Origin of the sequence: Zhihengliuella alba, from assembly GCF_039538765.1 — a bacterium.
Taxonomy (GTDB): domain Bacteria; phylum Actinomycetota; class Actinomycetes; order Actinomycetales; family Micrococcaceae; genus Zhihengliuella; species Zhihengliuella alba.
Window position 1 is genome coordinate 1,087,983 of record NZ_BAABCJ010000001.1, and the last position, 20,058, is coordinate 1,108,040.

General features: G+C 72.5%; 18 protein-coding genes and 2 tRNA genes. 7 read left to right on the top strand and 13 right to left on the bottom strand.

The features are described from left to right. The 4 genes from ABD784_RS04890 to asd all read left to right on the top strand — a co-directional run bounded on the left by ABD784_RS04890 (window position 1) and on the right by asd (window position 2,874). On the top strand, window positions 1-804 hold the full coding sequence (locus ABD784_RS04890) for a thymidylate synthase (protein ID WP_344880716.1): 804 nt from the start codon (window positions 1-3) through the stop codon (window positions 802-804). Between the two features lie 46 nt (window positions 805-850). Continuing rightward, window positions 851-1,399: a dihydrofolate reductase gene (locus tag ABD784_RS04895; RefSeq protein ID WP_344880719.1), complete on the top strand. Its 549-nt coding sequence runs from the start codon at window positions 851-853 to the stop codon at window positions 1,397-1,399. Window positions 1,400-1,403: 4 nt separating this feature from the next. Further along, entirely contained in the window at window positions 1,404-1,667 is a 264-nt protein-coding gene (locus tag ABD784_RS04900; protein WP_344880722.1) for an NF038396 family protein, read from the top strand. A gap of 88 nt (window positions 1,668-1,755) precedes the next feature. Continuing rightward, a complete protein-coding gene (gene asd / locus ABD784_RS04905; protein WP_344880725.1) occupies window positions 1,756-2,874 on the top strand; it encodes an aspartate-semialdehyde dehydrogenase in 1,119 nt (372 codons plus the stop codon). An 18-nt stretch (window positions 2,875-2,892) separates the two neighbouring features. Here asd and ABD784_RS04910 read toward each other — a convergent pair whose 3' ends face one another. The 13 genes from ABD784_RS04910 to ABD784_RS04970 all read right to left on the bottom strand — a co-directional run bounded on the left by ABD784_RS04910 (window position 2,893) and on the right by ABD784_RS04970 (window position 17,165). Then, window positions 2,893-3,084 (bottom strand): hypothetical protein, encoded by a 192-nt coding sequence (locus ABD784_RS04910; RefSeq protein ID WP_344880728.1) that lies wholly within the window; start codon window positions 3,082-3,084, stop codon window positions 2,893-2,895. 41 nt (window positions 3,085-3,125) lie between these two features. Beyond that, a complete protein-coding gene (locus tag ABD784_RS04915; RefSeq protein ID WP_344880732.1) occupies window positions 3,126-4,382 on the bottom strand; it encodes a winged helix DNA-binding domain-containing protein in 1,257 nt (418 codons plus the stop codon). Window positions 4,383-4,401: 19 nt separating this feature from the next. Next, a complete protein-coding gene (locus tag ABD784_RS04920) occupies window positions 4,402-5,466 on the bottom strand; it encodes a UDP-N-acetylmuramate dehydrogenase (RefSeq protein ID WP_344880735.1) in 1,065 nt (354 codons plus the stop codon). A gap of 2 nt (window positions 5,467-5,468) precedes the next feature. Further along, window positions 5,469-5,912, bottom strand: a complete 444-nt coding sequence (locus ABD784_RS04925; RefSeq protein WP_344880738.1) for a MaoC family dehydratase — start codon at window positions 5,910-5,912, stop codon at window positions 5,469-5,471. A 2-nt stretch (window positions 5,913-5,914) separates the two neighbouring features. Beyond that, window positions 5,915-6,361, bottom strand: a complete 447-nt coding sequence (locus ABD784_RS04930; RefSeq protein WP_344880741.1) for an FAS1-like dehydratase domain-containing protein — start codon at window positions 6,359-6,361, stop codon at window positions 5,915-5,917. A gap of 65 nt (window positions 6,362-6,426) precedes the next feature. Further along, window positions 6,427-6,666, bottom strand: coding sequence for a hypothetical protein (locus tag ABD784_RS04935; protein ID WP_344880744.1), 240 nt, complete (start codon window positions 6,664-6,666; stop codon window positions 6,427-6,429). A gap of 10 nt (window positions 6,667-6,676) precedes the next feature. Beyond that, window positions 6,677-8,170: a MinD/ParA family ATP-binding protein gene (locus tag ABD784_RS04940; RefSeq protein WP_344880747.1), complete on the bottom strand. Its 1,494-nt coding sequence runs from the start codon at window positions 8,168-8,170 to the stop codon at window positions 6,677-6,679. A gap of 240 nt (window positions 8,171-8,410) precedes the next feature. Continuing rightward, complete coding sequence (locus ABD784_RS04945) at window positions 8,411-11,020, bottom strand: rhamnogalacturonan lyase (RefSeq protein ID WP_344880750.1); 2,610 nt, start codon at window positions 11,018-11,020, stop codon at window positions 8,411-8,413. 287 nt (window positions 11,021-11,307) lie between these two features. After that, a tRNA-Met gene (locus tag ABD784_RS04950) sits at window positions 11,308-11,381 on the bottom strand. Between the two features lie 61 nt (window positions 11,382-11,442). Beyond that, window positions 11,443-11,514 (bottom strand) — tRNA-Thr (locus ABD784_RS04955). 96 nt (window positions 11,515-11,610) lie between these two features. Next, window positions 11,611-13,998, bottom strand: a complete 2,388-nt coding sequence (locus ABD784_RS04960; protein WP_344880753.1) for an excinuclease ABC subunit UvrA — start codon at window positions 13,996-13,998, stop codon at window positions 11,611-11,613. Between the two features lie 223 nt (window positions 13,999-14,221). Then, a complete protein-coding gene (locus ABD784_RS04965; RefSeq protein ID WP_344880756.1) occupies window positions 14,222-16,042 on the bottom strand; it encodes a DEAD/DEAH box helicase in 1,821 nt (606 codons plus the stop codon). Window positions 16,043-16,439: 397 nt separating this feature from the next. Continuing rightward, on the bottom strand, window positions 16,440-17,165 hold the full coding sequence (locus ABD784_RS04970; protein ID WP_344880759.1) for an MOSC domain-containing protein: 726 nt from the start codon (window positions 17,163-17,165) through the stop codon (window positions 16,440-16,442). A gap of 50 nt (window positions 17,166-17,215) precedes the next feature. On the opposite strand from ABD784_RS04970, the gene ABD784_RS04975 reads away from it, so the two are divergent. The 3 genes from ABD784_RS04975 to ABD784_RS04985 are packed head-to-tail and all read left to right on the top strand — an operon-like array spanning window position 17,216 to window position 20,019. Then, a complete protein-coding gene (locus tag ABD784_RS04975) occupies window positions 17,216-17,746 on the top strand; it encodes a hypothetical protein (RefSeq protein ID WP_344880762.1) in 531 nt (176 codons plus the stop codon). 35 nt (window positions 17,747-17,781) lie between these two features. Further along, on the top strand, window positions 17,782-18,984 hold the full coding sequence (locus tag ABD784_RS04980) for an amidohydrolase (protein WP_344880766.1): 1,203 nt from the start codon (window positions 17,782-17,784) through the stop codon (window positions 18,982-18,984). A 9-nt stretch (window positions 18,985-18,993) separates the two neighbouring features. Next, entirely contained in the window at window positions 18,994-20,019 is a 1,026-nt protein-coding gene (locus ABD784_RS04985; protein ID WP_344880768.1) for a D-2-hydroxyacid dehydrogenase, read from the top strand. The last annotated feature ends 39 nt before the right edge of the window (window positions 20,020-20,058 follow it).

Consider the following 20,058-nt stretch of genomic DNA (forward strand, 5'->3'; position numbering starts at 1 on the left):
ATGCCTACCGCCACCCCGTATGAGGACCTGCTGCGCGACGTGCTGGCCAACGGCACCGTGAAATCGGACCGCACCGGCACCGGCACGCACAGCGTCTTCGGCCGTCAGATCCGGTTCGACCTCACGGAGTCGTTCCCGCTGATCACCACCAAGCGGGTGCACTTCAAGTCGGTGGCGCTCGAGCTGCTCTGGTTCCTCCGCGGCGACTCCAACGTCCGCTGGCTGCAGGAGCAGGGCGTGACCATCTGGGACGAGTGGGCCGACGCCGACGGCGAGCTCGGCCCCGTCTACGGGGTGCAGTGGCGCTCATGGCCGACCCCGGACGGTGGACACATCGACCAGATCGCCCGCGTGGTCGAGCAGATCAAGTCCAATCCGGACTCGCGCCGGCACATCGTCAGCGCGTGGAACGTGGCCGAGGTCGAGGACATGGCGCTCCCGCCCTGCCACGCCCTGTTCCAGTTCTACGTGGCGGACGGGCGCCTCTCCTGCCAGCTGTACCAGCGCAGCGCGGACCTGTTCCTGGGGGTGCCCTTCAACATCGCGTCCTACGCCCTTCTGACGCACCTGGTCGCCGCCCAGACCGGGCTGGAGGTCGGGGACTTCGTGTGGACCGGCGGGGACGTCCACATCTACGGGAACCACCTGGACCAGGTGCGGCAGCAGCTCGAGCGGGAACCGTACCCCTACCCCCGGCTGCGGCTGGCCCGCGTGCCGGATTCGATCTTCGACTACACGCTGGAGGACTTCGAGGTCCTCGACTACCAGCACCACCCCGGCATCAAGGCGCCGATCGCCGTCTGACGGTGCCCCTCTCCCCCACGCACCCCACACGAACTGTGAGAGCACCATGACCTCCCACCAGCACGCGTCCGTCGCCATGGTCTGGGCCCAGACCGTCGACGGCGTCATCGGCCGCGACGGCGACCTGCCGTGGCACCTCCCCGAGGACATGGCCCACTTCAAGGCCGAGACCATGGGGCACCCGGTGATCATGGGTCGGCGCACCTGGGCCTCCATCCCGCCGCGCTTCCGGCCCTTCGCGGGCCGCACCAACATCGTCCTGACCAGCGATCCCGAGACCGCCGACGACGTCCGCCGGGCCGGCGGCGTCGTCGTCGAACGCCTGGACGAGGCGCTCCGCGCCGGGCGCGAGGCCGCGGGCGGCGAGACGATCTGCGTGATCGGCGGCGGCCAGGTCTTCGCCGCGTCGGTCCCCCTGGCGGACACCGCCGTCGTGACCGTCATCAACGCCGAGGTCGCCGGCGACACCCATGCCCCCGCGCTCGGGGCCGAGTGGGAGCTGGCCTCCGCCGAGCCCGCCGACGGCTGGCGGACCGCCGCCAACGGCACCGAATTCCGCATCGAACGCTGGCGGCGCACCGCCGAAAGGAACTGATCCGGTGGAGAAGACCGATCTCAAGACCGCCCTCCGGGCTTTCGTCTCGAAGCCGGAGCCGCTGTTCCTGCTCGGCTACATGCTCTTCCCGCTGCTGGCGGTGGTCTTCGCCGCGCTCGGCCTGTGGATGGTCATCACCGGCCAGCGGGCCGGCGGGCTGATCGTCCTGCTGGTGGTGACCCAGGTCTTCGCGATCGGCGCCCTCTGGGCCATCGCCCGCCGCCGCCGGATCCTGGACACCCCGCAGTCGAAGAGGGACACGCCGTAGGCTCCCTCGCGTCACGGGGGCGCCGGCCTCATCACATGCGCGTCATCGACTCTGCGGCGCACCGGGGCCTGCCTCTACCATGGAAGGCATGACTTCTTCCGTTGGTTTTGTCGGCTACCGCGGCATGGTGGGCTCCGTTCTGATGCAGCGCATGCTGGAGGAGAACGACTTCGCGGGCATCGACCCCGTCTTCTTCTCCACGTCCAACCCCGGCGGCGCGGCGCCGTCCTTCGCCGAGGGGGCCGGCCCGCTCCAGGACGCCCACGACCTCGACGCGCTGGCCAAGCTGCCGATCATCGTCACCGCCCAAGGCGGCGACTACACCAAGGCCGTGCACGGCGAGCTGCGCGGCCGCGGCTGGGACGGGCTCTGGATCGACGCCGCATCTGCCCTGCGGATGAATGACGACTCCATCATCGTGCTCGACCCCGTCAACCGGGACGTGATCGACCGCGGCCTCGAGGCTGGCGTCAAGGACTTCGTGGGCGGCAACTGCACCGTCTCCTGCATGCTCATGGGCCTCGGCGGACTGTTCCGCAACGGGCTGGTGGAGTGGGCGACGGCGATGACCTACCAGGCCGCCTCCGGCGGCGGCGCCCGCCACATGCGCGAGCTGCTGACCCAGTTCGGCGACATCAGCGCCTCCGTGGCCGGCGAGCTGGCCGACCCCGCCTCCGCGATCCTCGAGATCGACCGCAAGGTCCTGGAGACCCAGCGCGGCGGCCTGGACGCCTCCCAGTTCGGCGTGCCGCTCGGCGGGTCGCTCATCCCGTGGATCGACGCCGATCTCGGCAACGGCCAGTCCAAGGAGGAGTGGAAGGCCGGCGTCGAGACCAACAAGATCCTGGGCACCACCGAGGCCAACCGGATCACCATGGACGGTCTCTGCGTCCGCATCGGCGCGATGCGCTCGCACTCGCAGGCCCTGACAATCAAGCTGACCGAGGACCTCCCCGTCGAGGAGATCGAGCGCCTGCTCGATGCCGACAACGAGTGGGCGAAGGTCATCCCGAACGCCAAGGAGGCCACCATGGAGGGCCTCACCCCGGTCGCCGCCTCCGGCAGCCTGGACATCCCGGTGGGCCGCATCCGGAAGCTGGAGATGGGCCCGGAGTACATCTCCGCGTTCACCGTCGGCGACCAGCTGCTGTGGGGCGCGGCGGAGCCGCTGCGCCGCATGCTGGCCATCGCGCTCGGGCGCCTCTAGCCCGTCACCGGCGGGCTGCTAGGCCTCGCGGTGGGTGCGCTGCACCTCGGACACCGCGGCCTCGAACAGGCGCTCGATCTGGGCGAGCCGGTCGGCGTCGATCTCCCCCGCCTCGTGCTGCGCCCGGGCCTTGTCCAGGAGGCGCTTGGCCTCCTTGTAGTTGCCGTCCGCCTGCTCCATGGCCATCTCGAGACTCGTCGTGTGTTCCATACGGCAATCCTCCATCCGCGCCCGTCGCTTGTCCAGCGATCTCAGCGGCCCACGAACCGCTGGTACTCGCGCATGCGGGCCGCCCATCCGGCGCGCGTCCGCGGGCCGGGAGGCGGCTCGAAGTGCTCGGCCCGGGGCTCGTCGCGGCCGCCCCGTGCGGGAGGCTCCCAGCAGCCGGCCACCGACCCGCCGACCACCAGCGTGCGGCGGAAGACCCCGTTGCTGCCGGGCACCACGCGCTGGGCGTGCGCGGGGTCCAGCACGGCGCTGCGGTCCGCGTAGCCGAGCAGGAACTCGTCGAATCCGGGGAGCGCGAGGACGCTGCGCGCCCCCGGCGGGTCGTCCCAGCGCTCCGCTGTCTCCGCGGCCATCCAGTAGCGCTCCTCGGATCCGGCACGCTCACGTCCGACGAGCCCCGGCTCGCCGGGCGCCGGCTGCGTCAGCCGCTCCACTGCCGCACGGACAGGCGTCAGGGGCAGGCCCAACCACCAGGCGAGGTCGCGCTCCGTGGCGGGCCCGTGGCCGCGGAAGTAGTCGACGGCGATCCGGTCCAGGACTCTCGGTCCCGCCGGGTCGCCCGGTCCTGCGAGGTCGCCGGCGGGGAGCCAGTGCTCGGCCAGGACGAAGCGCTGCCCGGCGGTCCGGCCGTCGTCCGCCATGGGCCCCTGCACGAGGTGCCCGGCCAGGCAGACCGCCATGAGCGTGTGGATGCCCCGCTGGCCGTCGGTGCGCAGCCCGGCCTCCTCGAAGGCGGCGAGCAGTTCCGCCCGCGTCGCCCCGGGGCGGGCCGCGCGGGGGCCCGTCCTGTCCGGGGCGCGGTGACCGGGGACGGCTGGCGTCGGTCCGCTGGCCAGCTGCCGGGCCTCCTGCGAACGCGCCTCCGGCGGCCGGGCCTCGGGCGGGACCGCGCACAGGGGCCGGGCCACCTGGACGGCCGTGGCGACCACGCCGTCGTCGATCCCGAGCTCCCGCCGGCGGGACGCCATCTGGGCCATCATGCGCGGGGCGGTGAGGGAGAGCAGCGGCCGGACGCGCTCCGGCGCCAGCAGCATCAGCGTGCCGCGGGCCCCCCAGGTGCGGACGATCCGCCCGGCGTCGAACGCGGCACGGAGGTCCGCCTCACTGGAGCCCGGCAGCCGCACGCCCACGGCCCAGAAGGCCTGGCGCAGGTCCTGCGCCTGGACCATGCCCAGCCGGCGCACCACGTCCTCGACGCAGGCGGGGGCGCCGCCCGTCGGCGACGCGGACGGGAGGAGGCCCTGCGCGAGCAGCCGCAGCCGGCCGACCGTGCGCTCCATGGGCCCTCCCCCTCGTCGCCTAGAGGCTCTCGTCGATCAGGAGCGGCTCGTTGTGGAGCCGGATGCCGAAGCGCTCCTCGACCCCGTCGCGCACCGCCCGCGCGACCGCGAGGATGTCCGACGCCGTGGCGCCGCCGCGGTTGGTCACCGCCAGCGTGTGCTTGGTGGACAGCGAGGCCCGGCCGCCGGCGAGGCCGAAGCCGTCCGTGCCCTCGAGCCCGTAGCCCTTGCCGAACCCGGACCGGTCGATGAGCCAGGCGGCGGAGAGCTTCACGAGCCCGTCCCCCGCGGGGTAGCGGGGCGCGCCGTCGGGCAGGCCCTCGGCGCGCTCCGCCGGGACGATCGGGTTGGTGAAGAAGGAGCCGGTGCTCCAGGTGTCGCGGTCCGCCGCGTCCAGCACCATCCCCTTGCCGGCACGCAGCCGCAGGACGGCCTCGCGGATCCGGGCGGCCTCCACCCGGTCGCCGACCTCTGCGTCCAGGGCGCGCGCCAGCTCGGCGTAGCCGATGGGGGCGCCGAGCGTGCCCTGCTTCAGCTGGAACGTGGTCTGCAGGACCACGTAGCGCGGGGACCCGTTGGCGGTGGTCCGCTTCAGCAGCGAGTCGCGGTAGGCGAACTGCAGGTCGGCGTTGGCGAAGGAGACGATCCGGCGCTCGGCCCGGTCCCAGGTGCGCACGCGGGAGATCGTCTGGGCCACCTCGGCCCCGTACGCGCCGACATTCTGCACGGGCGTGGCGCCGGCGGACCCGGGGATCCCGGAGAGGGCCTCCAGTCCCACGAAGCCGTTCTGCAGGGTCTCGGCGACGAACTCGTCCCACGGGTGCCCGGCCTGGACGGCGATCATACCGCCGGAGCAGGAGGCGAGGTCCTCGAGGGAGGAGCCCCGGGTGGCGACGCGGACCACCCTGCCGGCGAAGCCGGCGTCGGAGACCACCAGGTTGGAGCCGCCGGCGATCAGCAGGAGCGGCTCCCCGGCGTCGTCGGCGCGTGTGACGGCGTCGATCAGCTCGGCCTCGGTGGTCGCCTCGACGTAGCGGGCCGCGGGCCCGCCGACGCCGGTGGTGGTGAGCTCGGCGAGGCGCACGCTCAGAACCTCACCACGGCCTGCGACTTGACCAGGACCTTCTGTCCCTCGACGCTGACCGCCAGGTCGACGCGCACGGTGCGGGCGTCGTCGTCCTTGGCACCGATCTTCGCCTCGATGCGGACGGGGGTGCCCTCCGCGTCGGTGGGCGAGACGCCGGCGACGTCCTCGACCACGACCGGCTTGGTGAAGCGCGTCTGGTAGTCGACGACGGCGGTGGGGTCGCCCGCCCAGTCGGTGACGAGCTGCACGGCGGCCCCCATGGTCAGCATCCCGTGGGCGATGACGCCGGGCAGGCCCACCTCGGTGGCGAAGCGCTCGTTCCAGTGGATCGGGTTGAAGTCGCCGCTGGCGCCGGCGTAGCGGACCAGGTCCGCACGGTTGAGGGCCACGGCGGTCTCGCCGATGACGTCGCCGACGGCGAGGGACTCGAATTCGACGGCCATGGTCAGTCCTCTCCTCGGACGAGCAGCGATGAGACGGTGGTGGCGACGCGCTCGCCCGAGGTGGTGCTGATCTCGGCGCGCGTGGTGATCATGGCGCCGCCGCCCATGGCGCGGACCTGGTCCACGTGCAGCTCGGCGGCGAGCGCCTCCCCCGCGACGATGGGGCGGTGGTGCGTGAACCGCTGGTCGGCGTGGACCACGCGGGAGAAGTCGATGCCGGACGCGGGATCCGCGATCAGCTGGGCGTCGGCGCGCTGGGCGACGATGACGGCGAAGGTCGGCGGCGCGACGACGTCGGCGTAGCCGAGCTCCTGCGCCGCGGCGGGGTCGAAGTGCGCCGGGTGGTTCGCCTTCACGGCGGCGGCGAACTCGCGGATCTTCTCGCGTCCCACGAGGTAGGGCTCACCGGCGGGGTACACCCGCCCGGCGAGTTCCGGGTTGATCGACATGCGGCTCCTTCTGCGCTCGGGGGCGGACGCGGCTGCGCCCGCGGTCGGTGGTGGGCTCTCGGCGCCTACTGGCGCGGCGGGTTCTGCATCCGGTAGGCACGGGCGTCGCGACCGCGGACCACCAGACCGGCGACGTGCAGGCCGACGCCCACGACGATCAGCCCGATCGCGGTGTAGAGCAGCGGCTGGGTGCTGGTGCCTGCGCCGACGAGGGCCAGCACGATGCCGAGCGCCGACAGGCCCATCGAGGCGGCCACCAGGATCTTGTACAGCGGGGAGAGCGCGTCCCACGGGATCGAGAGCATGCCTGCCAGTCTACTGGGGCGCCGGCTCCGACGCCGCGTCGACGAGCCCGTCGGAGACCGCCGCGGCCGCCTCGAGCCAGGCCCGCTGCGTGGCCGGCTTCAGGGCGTCGTAGCGGATCTTGCCCTTCACCAGGTGCGGGTCGTACGGGACGGTGACCACATCGCGGGCCAGGTCCTCGAATCCGCGGCGGATTCGCCGGAGCTGGCCCGGGTTGATGTTCGGGGACTGCTGGGACACGACGACGACGGCGTTGCGCGCCAGCTCGGCGTAGCGGCCGCCGCGCTTGGTGAGCGCGGCGAGGAGCAGGGCGCCGGCCTCGGCGTGCTCCTCGACCGTCGTGGACGCGATGACCAGCTGGTCGGTGTGGTCGATCATGCGCAGCCAGCGCTCGGCCGACTCGTCGTTGCCGGAGTCGACGAACGTGAGCTGGAAGTAGCGGCTGACGACCTCGTGGAGGGTGTCGAAGTCCTTGCTGGACACGGACTGCTCCGCGGCCAGCAGGGTCGGCTCCGTGCGCAGCACGCTGAACCGGTCGGTCTGCTGGTAGTGCACGTAGCCGTCGATGCTCAGCTCGGTCGGCGAGACGCCCAGCAGCCGGTCCGCGTCGTGGAGCAGATTCATGACGTGCCCCTCGTGCGCGTCCTTGGCGGTGCGCCAGCCGAGGGTTCCGCGGGTGCCGTTGTTGTCCCAGGCGAGCACCGACTGGCTGGAGTTCCGCCCGAAGACGGCCGCGAGCAGCACGGTGGTGGGCGTCTTATTGGCGCCGCCCTTGCCGTTGACGATCGACACGGTGCGCGGGCGGCCGACGCGCCGGCCGACGCGGGCGCGGCGGGCCCGGTCGCGCAGCTCCTCGCCCGTGGGCTCCAGGGAGAAGCCCAGCCGGTTCAGGAACCCGCGCAGCCCCTGCTGGGCGGGCAGCTCGCCCAGGTCCTCGTCGTGCCGGAGGAAGGTCTGCCGGTCGTCGGCGTCCGCGGCCCCCGGACGGTCGCCGGCCCGGGCCGCCGTCGACGCAGCCACCGCCGGCTGGGCCACCGTCGGCTCCGCCACCGCCGACGCGCTCGGCTCGTCCGCGGGAGGCGACGCCGGCCGGGCCTGCGCGGCCTGCGGGGCGGGATCCTGGAGGTCCGGGGCCTGCGCTGCGGGATCCTGCGGGGCGTGGGTCACGTGCTGCTTCTCGTTTCGCTGGGGCCCGACGACGTCGTCGAAGTCGTCCGGGCGGGTGGCGGCGTCGCCGGTCGCCCCGGTGCCGGTACGCCCCGCACGGGGCACGGCGGTGATGATCGGCGTCGCGGCGGTCTCGGGCTCCGCGGCGTCGGTGTCGTCGAGATCACCCTCCGGCGCGTACTCGGCGTCCTCGGCGCGCGACTCGTCGACGTCGTCGAACTCGTCGGCGCTCTCCTCCGCGAGGACCTCCTGCGCGTGACGCTGCCGCTCGGCGTCCTCGGCGCGCCGGCGCTCCTCCTCGGCCTGCTGCCGCGCGCGTCGCAACTCAGCGCGCGTCATGAATTCCCTGTTCGGCTCTGCCACGGCCGTCCTCTCTGCGGATCTCGATACCGGTGCATGCCCGACCGGTCCGCGCACGGCCGTCGAGCGGCCCCGGCGACTCCCCCGGGCCTCCGCCCAGCTTACAGAACCGCGTCCGGCCCGATCCCGGGACTGACGTCTCGGGATCGGGCCGGGCGGGCTACTCCGAACGGGGCGCGGGGCGGCTGCTTGCGCGGTGCGGCTACTGGCGCGGTGCGGCTACTGCCCCGCCGTCACCTCCCACTGGGTCCGCGTCCCCTCGGCCACCCGGAAGCCGGGCTTCGGGACGGCGACCACGGTCGCCGCGCCGTCGAGCCGGACCTTGCCGTTGGCGGCGGTGACCTCCGCCCCGTGGACGAAGTACCGGAAGGCCGGATCCTGGCTCTTGACCTTGACCTCGTCGCGGTCGGCGCCGGCCCGGTCCAGCACCTTCGGCGCCGTTGGCGCGGCGTCCGCGGTCAGCACGGGCAGGTCGCCGTAGTCCGCGTCCGAGGCCAGGTAGAAACCGGGATAGGCGGGCTGGTTGTACGCCGTCTGCTGCCCCGCGACCTGCGACCGGTACTGCGGGTCGTGCATCAGCGTGGGCAGCTTGTCCGCGCCGGTCTCCGTGCTCGTGTAGAACCGCAGCGCGGAGGAGTCCTCGGTGCGCACGATCAGCTCCTCGCGCCAGTCGCCGAGGACGTCGGCGACGAGCGACGGGTTGCCCTTGGTGCCGTTGTTCGTCCGCGTCCCCTCGGCCACCCACTCGGTGCCGGCGGCGACATTGCGCACCACCGGCTGGGACTCGCCGTCACGCTCCACGATGCCGGTGGTCCCGTCGGCCGCCCAGCGGATCGAGGCGTTGGTCCCGGGGGTCTCGTCGCGCAGGTGCTCGCCCGTGGCCGAGAGCAGGCCGGAGGCGTCGGTGCCGCCGGGCATCGAGGCCCACACCTCGAGGCCCGGAGTGGCGGGATCGACGTCGCCGACCATGCCGCGGCCGGTGTCCCGGCCCGAGTAGGCGCCGAACAGGACCTCGCCCGTGGCGGCGTCGCGCATCACCGAGCCGTACGGAGCCCACCGGCCGGCCTCGTGGACCGTCCAGATCTCCAGGCCCTCGCGGGACGGGTCGAGGTCACCGACGTGCATGGCGTCGCCGTGGCCGAGCTTGGCCGTCTCGCCCGGCGCGACGCTGCCCTCGGGCAGCACGTCCGTGGAGCTGTACAGCACCGAGCCGTCGTGGTCCAGCGTCACGCCGCCGTAGACGATCTCCTGGCTTCCGTCGCCGTCCACGTCGGCGGGGCTCATCGAGTGGAAGCCCTGCGACGCGATCTCCCCGTGTACGGGGTCGCTGCCGTCCTTGCCGTGGGGGTTGGCGTCGAACGGGTTGTCCATGGGCACGTGCCCGCTGTCCGCCATCCAGCGCTGGGTGAGCCGCTCGCCGTCGAAGTCGTAGGCGGCGACCGCCGTGCGCGTGTAGTAGCCGCGGGCGAAGACGGCGGACGGCTGCTCGCCGTCGAGGTAGGCGCTGGTCGCGAGGAAGCGGTCCACGCGGTTGCCGGGCTCGATGCGGCTCATGGCGTAGTCGCCCCAGAGCAGGCCGTCGTCGCCGCGGCCGGGCTCGTACTCGACCGTGTCCAGCTCGGCGCCGGTCTCGCCGTCGAAGACGGTGAGGTACTCGGGGCCGGTGACGACGAAGCCCTCGAACGTGGTGAGGTCGTTGCGGCTGCTCCGCGCGGGGGCGTACTCGTCGATGAAGTAATCGGCCAGGTCGGTGGCGGCGGCCTCGGAGAGCGGGTACTCGTGCCGCGGCTCGATGCCGAGCGCCTCCTCGATCGTCGCCGGCCAGTTCCCGGCCACGACCTCGGGGTGCTCGTCCCAGGCGGAGAACATGCCGATCAGGTGCTCGCGGTAGTCCGCGGCGCTCATCCGGTAGTCGTCGTCGTGCGTGACGCCGGCGGCGACGTCGTCCTCGGGCAGGGTGACGTGGCGCCGCTCCGCGGCCTCGCCGTCGGCGTACGCGGTGGAACTGGTGCCCGGCGCGGTCTTGACCATGATCTCGCTGCGGCCGTCGCCGTCGAAGTCCTGGACCACGAACTGCGTGTAGTGGGCGCCCGAGCGGATGTTGACGCCCAGGTCGATCCGGTTCAACAGCTCGCCCCCGAGCGTGTACGTGTCCAGGTAGGTGTTGCCGGTGTAGCCCTTCTGGGAGACGTCCTTGGCGTTGGAGGGGTACCACTTGACCACGTACTCGTAGGTCCCGTCGCCGTTCACGTCGCCCACGGAGACATCGTTGGCCGAGTACGTGTACTCCTCGCCGGCCGGCGTCACGCCGCCCTCCGGCCGCTGGAGCGGCAGGTCGTGGTGGCCGTCCGCCCAGGCCGTGGTCCCGGCGCTGGGCTCGAGCTCGACGCCGCCGACGATCGGGGCGACCGCGTAGGTGCTCTGCGCGGTCCCGTCCGGGTCGGCGTACGACGTCGAGTCGGAGACCTCCGCGATCCGCTCGCCGTCGCGGTAGACGGCGAAGTCGGCGCCGGTGGCCCCGTCTGCGGTGGCGCCGCGGGTCTCGCTCGCGAGCAGCCGCCAGCTCAGGAAGACCTGCTCGTCCGCGGCCGCCGCGACGAGGCCGCGATCGAGGTTCTCGAGCTGCACGCCACCGAGGACCAGCGGTCCGTCGGACCCGCGCGACGGGGCCGGGTCGGCCGGGGCCGCCGCGGCTGGGTCGGCCGGTGCCGCCGCGGCCGGGGCGGCGCCGAGGGCCAGCGCGCCGGCGGCGAGGGTCGCCGCGACGGCTCGCGGCCAGCCGCGGGGCCGCGGCCGCCCGGTTGACCACCCGTTTGTGAATCGATTCATTGCTAGGCCGGAGTTGTTCGTCATCGAATTTCTGGTCACCTGCATCTCCTCTGGGAGGCGGACGTCGCAGTGGTCCGCCGCTGATCCGCGGCACGGGCCGCGGGAGTCGGACGCGCGGAACGCGCATTCCGCCCACGAACGTAATCCACGTCACAGTCAGGGTCAAGGAGATGTCGGCGCCGTCCTCGGCGGCGGGGCGGTGCGCGAACGCCCCGGGGCGCCGCCGCGCACCGGCCGCGGAGACGCGAGAGGCCCCGAGATCGATGATCTCGGGGCCTCTCGTCCGGTAGCGGTGCCGGGACTCGATCCCGGGACCTCACGATTATGAGTCGTGCGCTCTAACCAGCTGAGCTACACCGCCACGAATGGGTCTGCCCGCGACTGCGCCAGTTTGCACGACACAGACGCGGGCATCCATTCAGAGCCCCCCACGGGAATCGATCCCGTGACCTCGTTCTTACCAAGAACGCGCTCTACCACTGAGCTAGGGGGGCAACGGAGAAATACTTTACCAGCGCCGGGGGTCCGCGCAAAATCGGCGATGACCTGCGCGGCCGTGTCGCTCGTCACTCGGGCCCCGGCCTCGTCGCTCAGGCTCCGACGTACTGGGCCAGGTGGCGCCCGGTAAGCGTCGTCTGGTCCGCCACGAGGTCGGCCGGGGTGCCCTCGAAGACGATCCGGCCGCCGTCGTGCCCGGCCCCGGGGCCGAGGTCGATGATCCAGTCCGCGTGCGCCATGACGGCCTGGTGGTGCTCGATCACGATCACGGTCCGGCCCGCGTCCACGAGCCGGTCCAGCAGGCCCAGGAGGTTGTCCACGTCGGCGAGGTGCAGGCCGGTGGTCGGCTCGTCCAGGACGTAGACCTCGCCCTTCTCCCCCATCTGGTTGGCGAGGCGGATGCGCTGCCGCTCGCCGCCGGAGAGGGTGGAGAGCGGCTGGCCCAGCTTGAGATAGCCGAGGCCGGCCTCGTCCAGCCGGGTCAGGATCTTCTCCGCCGCCGGCAGCTTCGCGTCGCCGGAGGAGAAGAACGCCCGCGCCTCGGCGACGGGGAGGTCCAGCACCTCGGTGATGTCCTTGCCGCCGAGCGTGTACTCCAGGACCTCCGCCATGAAGCGGCGCCCGCCGCAGTCCTCGCAGGGCGTCTCCACGGTGTCCATGAAGCCGAACTCGGTGACGATGACGCCGGCGCCCTTGCAGGACGGGCACGCGCCGGCCGAGTTGGCGCTGAACAGGGCCGGCTTGACGCCGTTGGCCTTGGCGAACGCCTTGCGGATCGGCTCCAGCAGCCCCGTGTAGGTCGCCGGGTTGGACCGGCGGGACCCCTTGATGGCGCTCTGGTCGATCGCCACCACGCCCTCCTGCGGGGCGATGTAGCCGTGGATCAGGGAGCTCTTGCCGGAGCCGGCGACCCCGGTGACCACGGTGAGCACCCCGCGGGGCACGTCGACGTCGACGTCCTGCAGGTTGTTCGCGTCCGCCCCGCGGACCCGGAGGCTGCCCTCGGGCTGCCGGACCGAGTCCTTCAGGCGCGCCCTGTAGTGCAGGTGCCGGCCCGTCGTCGTGTCGCTGGCGGCCAGGCCCTCGAGATCGCCGACGTAGCAGAGCTCGCCGCCGTTGCTGCCCGCGCCGGGGCCCAGGTCCACCACGCGGTCGGCGATCGCGATCGCCTCCGGCTTGTGCTCGACCACCAGGACGGTGTTGCCCTTGTCCCGCAGCTGCAGCAGCAGCGTGTTCATGCGCTCGATGTCGTGCGGGTGCAGGCCGATGGTCGGCTCGTCGAACACGTAGGTGACGTCGGTCAGGGCGGAGCCGAGGTGGCGGAGCATCTTGATCCGCTGGGCCTCGCCGCCGGAGAGCGTCCCGGAGGGCCGGTCCAGGCTCAGGTAGCCCAGGCCCAGGGTGACGAACGCGTCCAGGTTGGCGCCCAGCGCCTCCAGCAGCGGCCCGGCGGACGGCAGGTCCAGCCCGCGCACCCACGCGGCGAGGTCGGTGACCTGCATCCGGCAGGCGTCGGCGATCGAGACGCCGTCGATCCTGGAGTTCCGCGCCGCCTCCGTGAGTCGCGTCCCCTCGCACTCCGGGCAGGCGGTGAACGTCGCGACGCGCTCCACGAACGCGCGGATGTGCGGCTGGAGGGAGTCCACGTCCTTGGACAGCATGGACTTGGTGATCTTGGGGATCAGGCCCTCGTAGGTCATGTTCATGTCCAGCGCGCGGATCTTGGTGGCCTCCTTGTAGAGGAAGTCCTGGCGCTGCTGCTCGGTGAACGTGGAGACCGGCTCGTCGGCGGGGAAGAACCCGGACTCGGCGAAGCCGCGGACCATCCAGCCGTCCGCGGTGTACCCGGGGACCTTGATGGCCCCGTCGAGGATCGACTTGGACTCGTCCACGACCTCGGCGAGGTTCACGTCGGAGACCGTCCCGCGGCCCTCGCACTCCGGGCACATGCCGCCCAGGTAGACCACGTCCTTGACGATCTTCTTCTCGCCCTTGGCGCTGGTCATCACCCCGCTGGCCTTCTGGGTGGGGATGTTGAACGAGTAGGCGGTGGGCCCGCCGATGCTCGGCTCGCCGAGCCGGCTGAAGAGGATCCGGAGCATGGCGTTCGCGTCCGTCACCGTGCCGACGGTGGAGCGCGGGTTGGCGCCGAGGCGCTCCTGGTCCACGACGATCGCCGTCGTCAGCCCCTCCAGGACGTCGACGTCCGGCCGCGGCACCGACGGCATGAAGCCCTGCACGAACGCGCTGTAGGTCTCGTTGATCATGCGCTGGGACTCGGCGGCCACGGTGCCGAACACCAGCGATGACTTGCCGGAGCCGGACACGCCCGTGAAGACCGTCAGGCGCCGCTTGGGGATGTCCAGGTCGAGGCCGCGCAGGTTGTTCTCGCGCGCGCCGCGGACGCGGATGACGTCGTGCCGGTCGGCGGGATGCTCGCCGTCGAGGGCGTGCTCAGCGGTGTGAGTGGTGGAGGTCATGCCCCATTATGAGCACCGATCCGCCGCGAGCGGCACCGCTGGGCCCGGATTCGGGCCCGCGGGGCCGGATCGAGCAGTTCTGGAGAAATCCTCCGGCGGATGGGCGCAGGGCCGGGAACGACGACGGGCCCCGCCGCGCGCTGTGCGCGGGACGGGGCCCGTGGTCGGGTGCCGGCCGGATCTGGCCGGCGTCCGGGCCTGCGGCCCGGACGAGAGTGGCTGGTCAGCCGCGGGAGTTGCGCGGGCCGCCGCGGCCCTCGCTGTAGCCGCCGCGCTTGAAGCCGCCCTCCTTCTTGAAGCCGCCGCGCTCCTTGCGGAAGCCGCCGCCCTTGCCGCCGCGGAAGCCGCCGGAGTCGCCGTCGCGGCGGGGCTTGCGGCCGGAGTCGAGCTCGAGGTTGATCAGCTCGCCGCCGATGCGGGTCTTGGACAGCGCCTGCATCTGCTCGCTGCTCAGGTCCGCGGGCAGCTCCACCAGGGAGTGGTCGCTGCGGATGTCGATGCCCCCGATCTCGGCGGCGTTGAAGCCGCCCTCGTTCGCGAGCGCGCCCACGATCGAGCCGGGCATGACGCGCTGGCGGCGGCCGACGGCGATCCGGTAGGTGGCGTTGCCCTCGGTCAGCGAGCGCGTCGGGCCGCGGGAGCCGAACCCGTCCTTGGCGCCCTTGGCCATGCGGGCCTGCTTGGTCGGCGGGACCGGGAGGTCCTGCATGAGCAGCGGGCGGCCGCCCTGGGCCATGTGCGCCAGTGCGGCGCCGACCTCGACGGCCGTGATGTCGTGCTCCTCGACGTACTTCTCGACGAGGTTGCGGAAGACCGAGAGGTCCTCCGACTCCAGGGTCGCCGTGATGCGCTGGGCGAACTTGTCCAGGCGCTTGTCGTTGACGATGTCCACGCTGGGCAGCTGCATGAGCTCGACCGGCTGGCGGGTGGCCTTCTCGATGGCCCGCAGCAGGTACTTCTCGCGCGGGGTCATGAAGAGGATCGCGTCGCCCTTGCGGCCGGCGCGGCCCGTGCGGCCGATGCGGTGCACGTAGGACTCGGTGTCGTGCGGGATGTCGAAGTTGATGACGTGGCTGATGCGCTCCACGTCCAGGCCGCGGGCCGCGACGTCGGTGGCGACGAGGATGTCCACCTTGCCGGCGCGGAGGTTCTCCACGGTGCGCTCGCGCTGCTGCTGCGGGATGTCGCCGTTGATGGCGGCGGCGGTGAAGCCACGGGCCTGCAGCTTGTCCGCGAGGTCCTCGGTGGCCATCTTGGTGCGGACGAAGGCGATGACGCCGTCGTGCTCTTCCGACTCGAGGATGCGGGTCATGGCGTCCAGCTTGTGCGCGCCCATGACCTGGACGTAGCGCTGGCGGATGTTGGTGCCGGTGGAGGTCTGGGACTTCACCGTCACCTCCTGCGGGTTGCGCAGGTACTGCTTGGAGATGCGGCGGATCGAGCCCGGCATGGTGGCCGAGAACAGGACGACCTGCTTGGTGGCCGGCGTGGCCTCGAGGATGCGGTCCACCTCTTCGGCGAAGCCCATGCGCAGCATCTCGTCGGCCTCGTCGAGGACCACGTACTGCAGGTCGGAGAGGTCCATGGACCCCTTGCTGATGTGGTCGATCACGCGGCCCGGCGTGCCGACGACCACCTGGGCGCCGCGGCGCAGGCCGTTCAGCTGCGGGCCGTACGGCGCGCCGCCGTAGACCGGGAGGACGGTGACGCCGTCCATGTGCTTGGCGTAGGAGGTGAAGGCCTCGGCGACCTGGAGCGCGAGCTCGCGGGTCGGGGCGAGGACCAGGACCTGCGGGCTCTTGGCGGTGCCGTTGAGATCGGCGAGCTCGGCCATGCGGGACAGGGCCGGCACGGCGAACGCGGCGGTCTTGCCGGTGCCCGTCTGGGCGACGCCGACGACGTCGTTGCCCTCGAGCAGCAGCGGGATGGTGGCGGCCTGGATGGGCGAGGGCTTCTCATAGCCGACGTCCTGCAGGGCGGCCAGGACCCGGCCGTCGATGCCGAGTTCGGCGAAAGTGGGGATGTTCTCTTCGTTCGTGGGCACGTCAGATGACACGTCGTTAGACACGGTTCAATAACCTCTGTGTGGTTGGCCCAGGCGCGGAACCCGTGGCGGGCGCTGCAATGGGCTGGTGTGGCGGGGGCGGCAGGATCGCCGCGCTGGGCGCGGGAGGCCGCTACGCATTCGGACTCGATCACTACGGCCCGGCGACTCCCCTATGACTCTGACCCGCACTACTTCAGTCAGCAGCCTGCGGATTACACACACGACACGAGGGGGCTCCTGCCTCAAATATTGGGCAGGAAGCGAGGGAAACCGGAATGAGTGAACACTTCATTCTAGCCGACGCGCGGCGCCGCGTCTCCCAGCGGATGCTCCGGGCGGCGTGCGATGCGGCACATCGCTGCCACGCCGCCGCTCCTGCGGCGTCGCTACTCCGTCAAGACTCCACGGTGCCGAGCACCCGGTCCACCTCGCGGGCGGCCTTCGACGTGAGTTCCCAGGCGCCGGCCTCGCGTCCGGCGTGCAGCCGGCGCGCCTCCTCCTCCGTCGGGCCGAGGAAGAGGTCCCGGACGGTGACGCCGTGCCCGGGACGGTGCACGACGGCGACCGCGTCCCCCGCGGAGAGCTCGCCGCGGCGGAGCACCCGCAGGTAGGCGCCCGTGGCGGCGCGCTCGGAGAAGCGCCGGACCCATTTCGGCTCGGCCATCCGGCGGGCGAAGGTCGCGCACGGGGTGCGCGGGACCGTGACCTCGAGCAGCGCGGTGCCAACCTGCCAGCGCTCGCCGACGACGGCGTCGGACACCGCCAGCCCGCGCAGGCGGAGGTTCTCGCCGAAGAGGCCCGGCGGGATCTCGCGGCCGAGCTCTTCCGCCCAGGCGGCGGCATCCTCCTCGGCGTAGGCGTAGACCGCCTGCTCCTCGCCGCCGTGGTGGGCCCGGTCCGCCTGGACGTCCGCGTAGAGCCCGAGCCGCCCGACCTTCACGGCGCCGTGGACCGGGCGCTTGTCGATCGCGCTGACGCCCACCGGCCCGGCGTCGGGGACGAGCTGGTGCACCCGGCAGACCGCCAGCACCTCGCCGACGGCGAGCGCCGGGCCCGGCCCGGGTGACGCGGCGGTGCCCGCTGCCGGGGCGGTGGACGGCGTGTGCTGGTCGGCGCTCATGCCTCCCAGCGTACTGGGACGCCGAAGGGCGCCGCCGGTAGGCTCGACCCGTGAATCCCTCGCCTTCGAACCGCCGACCCGAGCCCTCCCGCGACCAGGAGCCGGCGGCCGGCACCCGCCCCGGCGTCGGTTCCAGCGCCCGGTGGGCCTGGCCGCGGCTGCCCGGCACGCTGCGCGCGGCGACCGTCTGGTGGGGCATGCTCGCCGTGGCGCTGGTGGTCTTCGCCGCGGCGGCCTTCGCGAACCACCAGCTGCTCGGCGACGGGACGGACCGGTCCGCGCTGGTGGTCCTCGGCGTCTTCCTGGGCGGGCTGGCCGTGGTCACCGGGTGGGGCGTGGTGCTGCTCCTGCGGGGCCGCCTGTCCGGCCGGACCCAGCTCACCACGTTCGGCCTGATCGCCGGGCTGCCGCTGCTCTTCCGCGGGCCGCGGCTGATGATCCCCGCGATCGGGCTGCTCATCGGCGTGCTGCTGCTGTGGCTGCCGCCGTCGCTGCGCTATTTCAAGGCGCAGGCGCGGCAGGCCCGCGCAGCGCGCCGCCGCGAGAAGGACCGCCTCCAGGGGAGACAGCGGCGGGAGTAGGGTCGGAGTACCACCCGATCCGAAAGGACTGCTGAATGAGTACCTTCTCCATCGTCAACGCGCACGTCGTCCCCATCGAGGGCGGAACCACCGGCGGCGCGCCCTTCGACGGGACCGTGGTGGTCCGCGACGGTCGCATCGCGGCGGCCGGGGCCGACGTGGTCCCCGAGGGCGAGATGATCGACGCCGGGGGCCAGTGGCTGCTGCCCGGCTTCGTGGACGCCCACGTCCACCTGGGCATGGACCCGGAGGGCGAGAACGCCTCCACGGCCGACGTGAACGAGATGACCGACCCGGTCACGGCCGCGGCGCGGGCGATCGACGCCGTGGACCCGTTCGACCCCGGGTTCGACGACGCGCTCACCGGCGGCGTGACCACCGTGAACGTCAATCCGGGCTCCGGGAACCCGGTCGGCGGGCTCGCCGTCGCCCTGCACACGCACGGCCGCTACCTCGAGGAGATGGTGCTGCGCTCCCCCAGCGGGCTGAAGTCCGCCCTCGGCGAGAACCCCAAGCGGGTCTACGGCGAGAAGAAGCAGACGCCGTCCACGCGGCTGGGCACGGCGATGGTCATCCGCCAGGCCTTCATCGAGGCCCAGGACTACCTGCGGGCGCGGAAGGCCGACGACACCACACCCCGGGACGCCCGGCTGGAGGCCCTGGGCCAGGTGCTCCAGCGCGAGATCCCCTGGCGCCAGCACTGCCACCGGGCGGACGACATCGCGACCGCGCTGCGCATCGCCGACGAGTTCGGGTACGAGCTGGTGCTCGACCACGGCACCGAGGCGCACGTGCTCGCGGACGTGCTCGCCGAGCGCGGGACGCCGGTGCTGATCGGGCCCCTGTTCACCACCAAGTCCAAGGTGGAGCTGCGCGGGCGCTCCCTGGCGAACCCGGGGAGGCTGGCCGCCGCGGGCGTCGACATCTCGATCATCACGGACCATCCGGTGGTGCCGATCCACTTCCTGGTCCACCAGGCGACGCTGTCGGTGAAGGAGGGGCTGGATCCGGTGACCGCGCTGCGCTCCATCACCATCAACCCGGCCCGGGTGCTGGGCCTCGCGGACCGGATCGGCTCGATCGAGCCCGGCAAGGACGCCGACCTGGTGCTCTGGTCCGGCGACCCGCTCGACGTCATGCAGCGCGCCCGCCGCGTGTTCATCGGCGGGCGGACGGTGATGGAGTACGACGACGACGCCCGCGCCCCGCGCGTCGCCGCCCGCAGCGCCATCTCCTAGGCTGGACCCGTGGAAACAGCGAAACGGACCTCGCCGCACCCTGGCCAGTCTCCCAGGCCGCGGCTCGTCATCCAGACGATCGACGGCGCGCCGAAGCCGTACAACGCCGCCGCCATCGAGGACCTGGCCGACGTGGTGTACACCACGCCGGACGGGCTCGGGACGGCACTGCCGGACGCCGATGCGCTGCTCCTCTGGACACGCTTCGCCGGTGTGCTGCAACGGGCCTGGCCTGCCGCACACCGACTGCAGTGGGTCCACGTGGCCGCCGCCGGCGTCGACTCAGTGCTCTTCGACGGCCTCCGGGACGCACCGGTCAGCGTCACCAATGCTCACGGCGTCTACGACGCGCCGATCGCCGAATTCGTGCTCGGCGCGGTGCTGGCCCACGACAAGCAGCTCCACGTCAGCAAGGGCTTCCAGCGCGTCGGGGAATGGCGACGCCGCGAGCTGACGCGCACCGCCGGCCAGCGGGTGCTCATCGTGGGCACGGGCGGCATCGGACGGGCCACGGCCCGCCTCCTCTCCGCCGTCGGACTCGAGGTGCGCGGGGCCGGGCGCACCGAGCGCGACGACGATCCGGACTTCGGCACCGTCGTCCCCAGCTCCGAGCTCGCGGAGCACGCCGGCTGGGCCGACCATCTGGTCCTCATCGCGCCACTGACACCGGACACCCGGGGCGTCGTGGACGCGCGGGTCCTCGCCGCGATGAAGCCCTCGGCCCACCTGATCAACGTCGGCAGGGGCGCCCTCGTGGACGAGCCGGCCCTCGTGCAGGCCCTCCAGACCGATCAGATCGCCGCGGCCTCACTGGATGTCTTCGCCACCGAGCCCCTGCCGGAGGAGCACCCGTTCTGGAGGATGGACAGCGTCCACGTCTCGGCTCACATGTGCGGCGACGTCACGGGCTGGCAGGACGCCGTCGCGGATCAGTTCCTCGAGAACCTGCACCGCTTCGTCGAGGGCCGGGAACTGAGGAACCCGGTGGACAAGGAACGCGGGTACGCCCAGAAGGTGCCCGTCCCGGCGTCCTGACCAACACGGCCGCAACGCCGCCTGGGGCGCTCCCCCGGC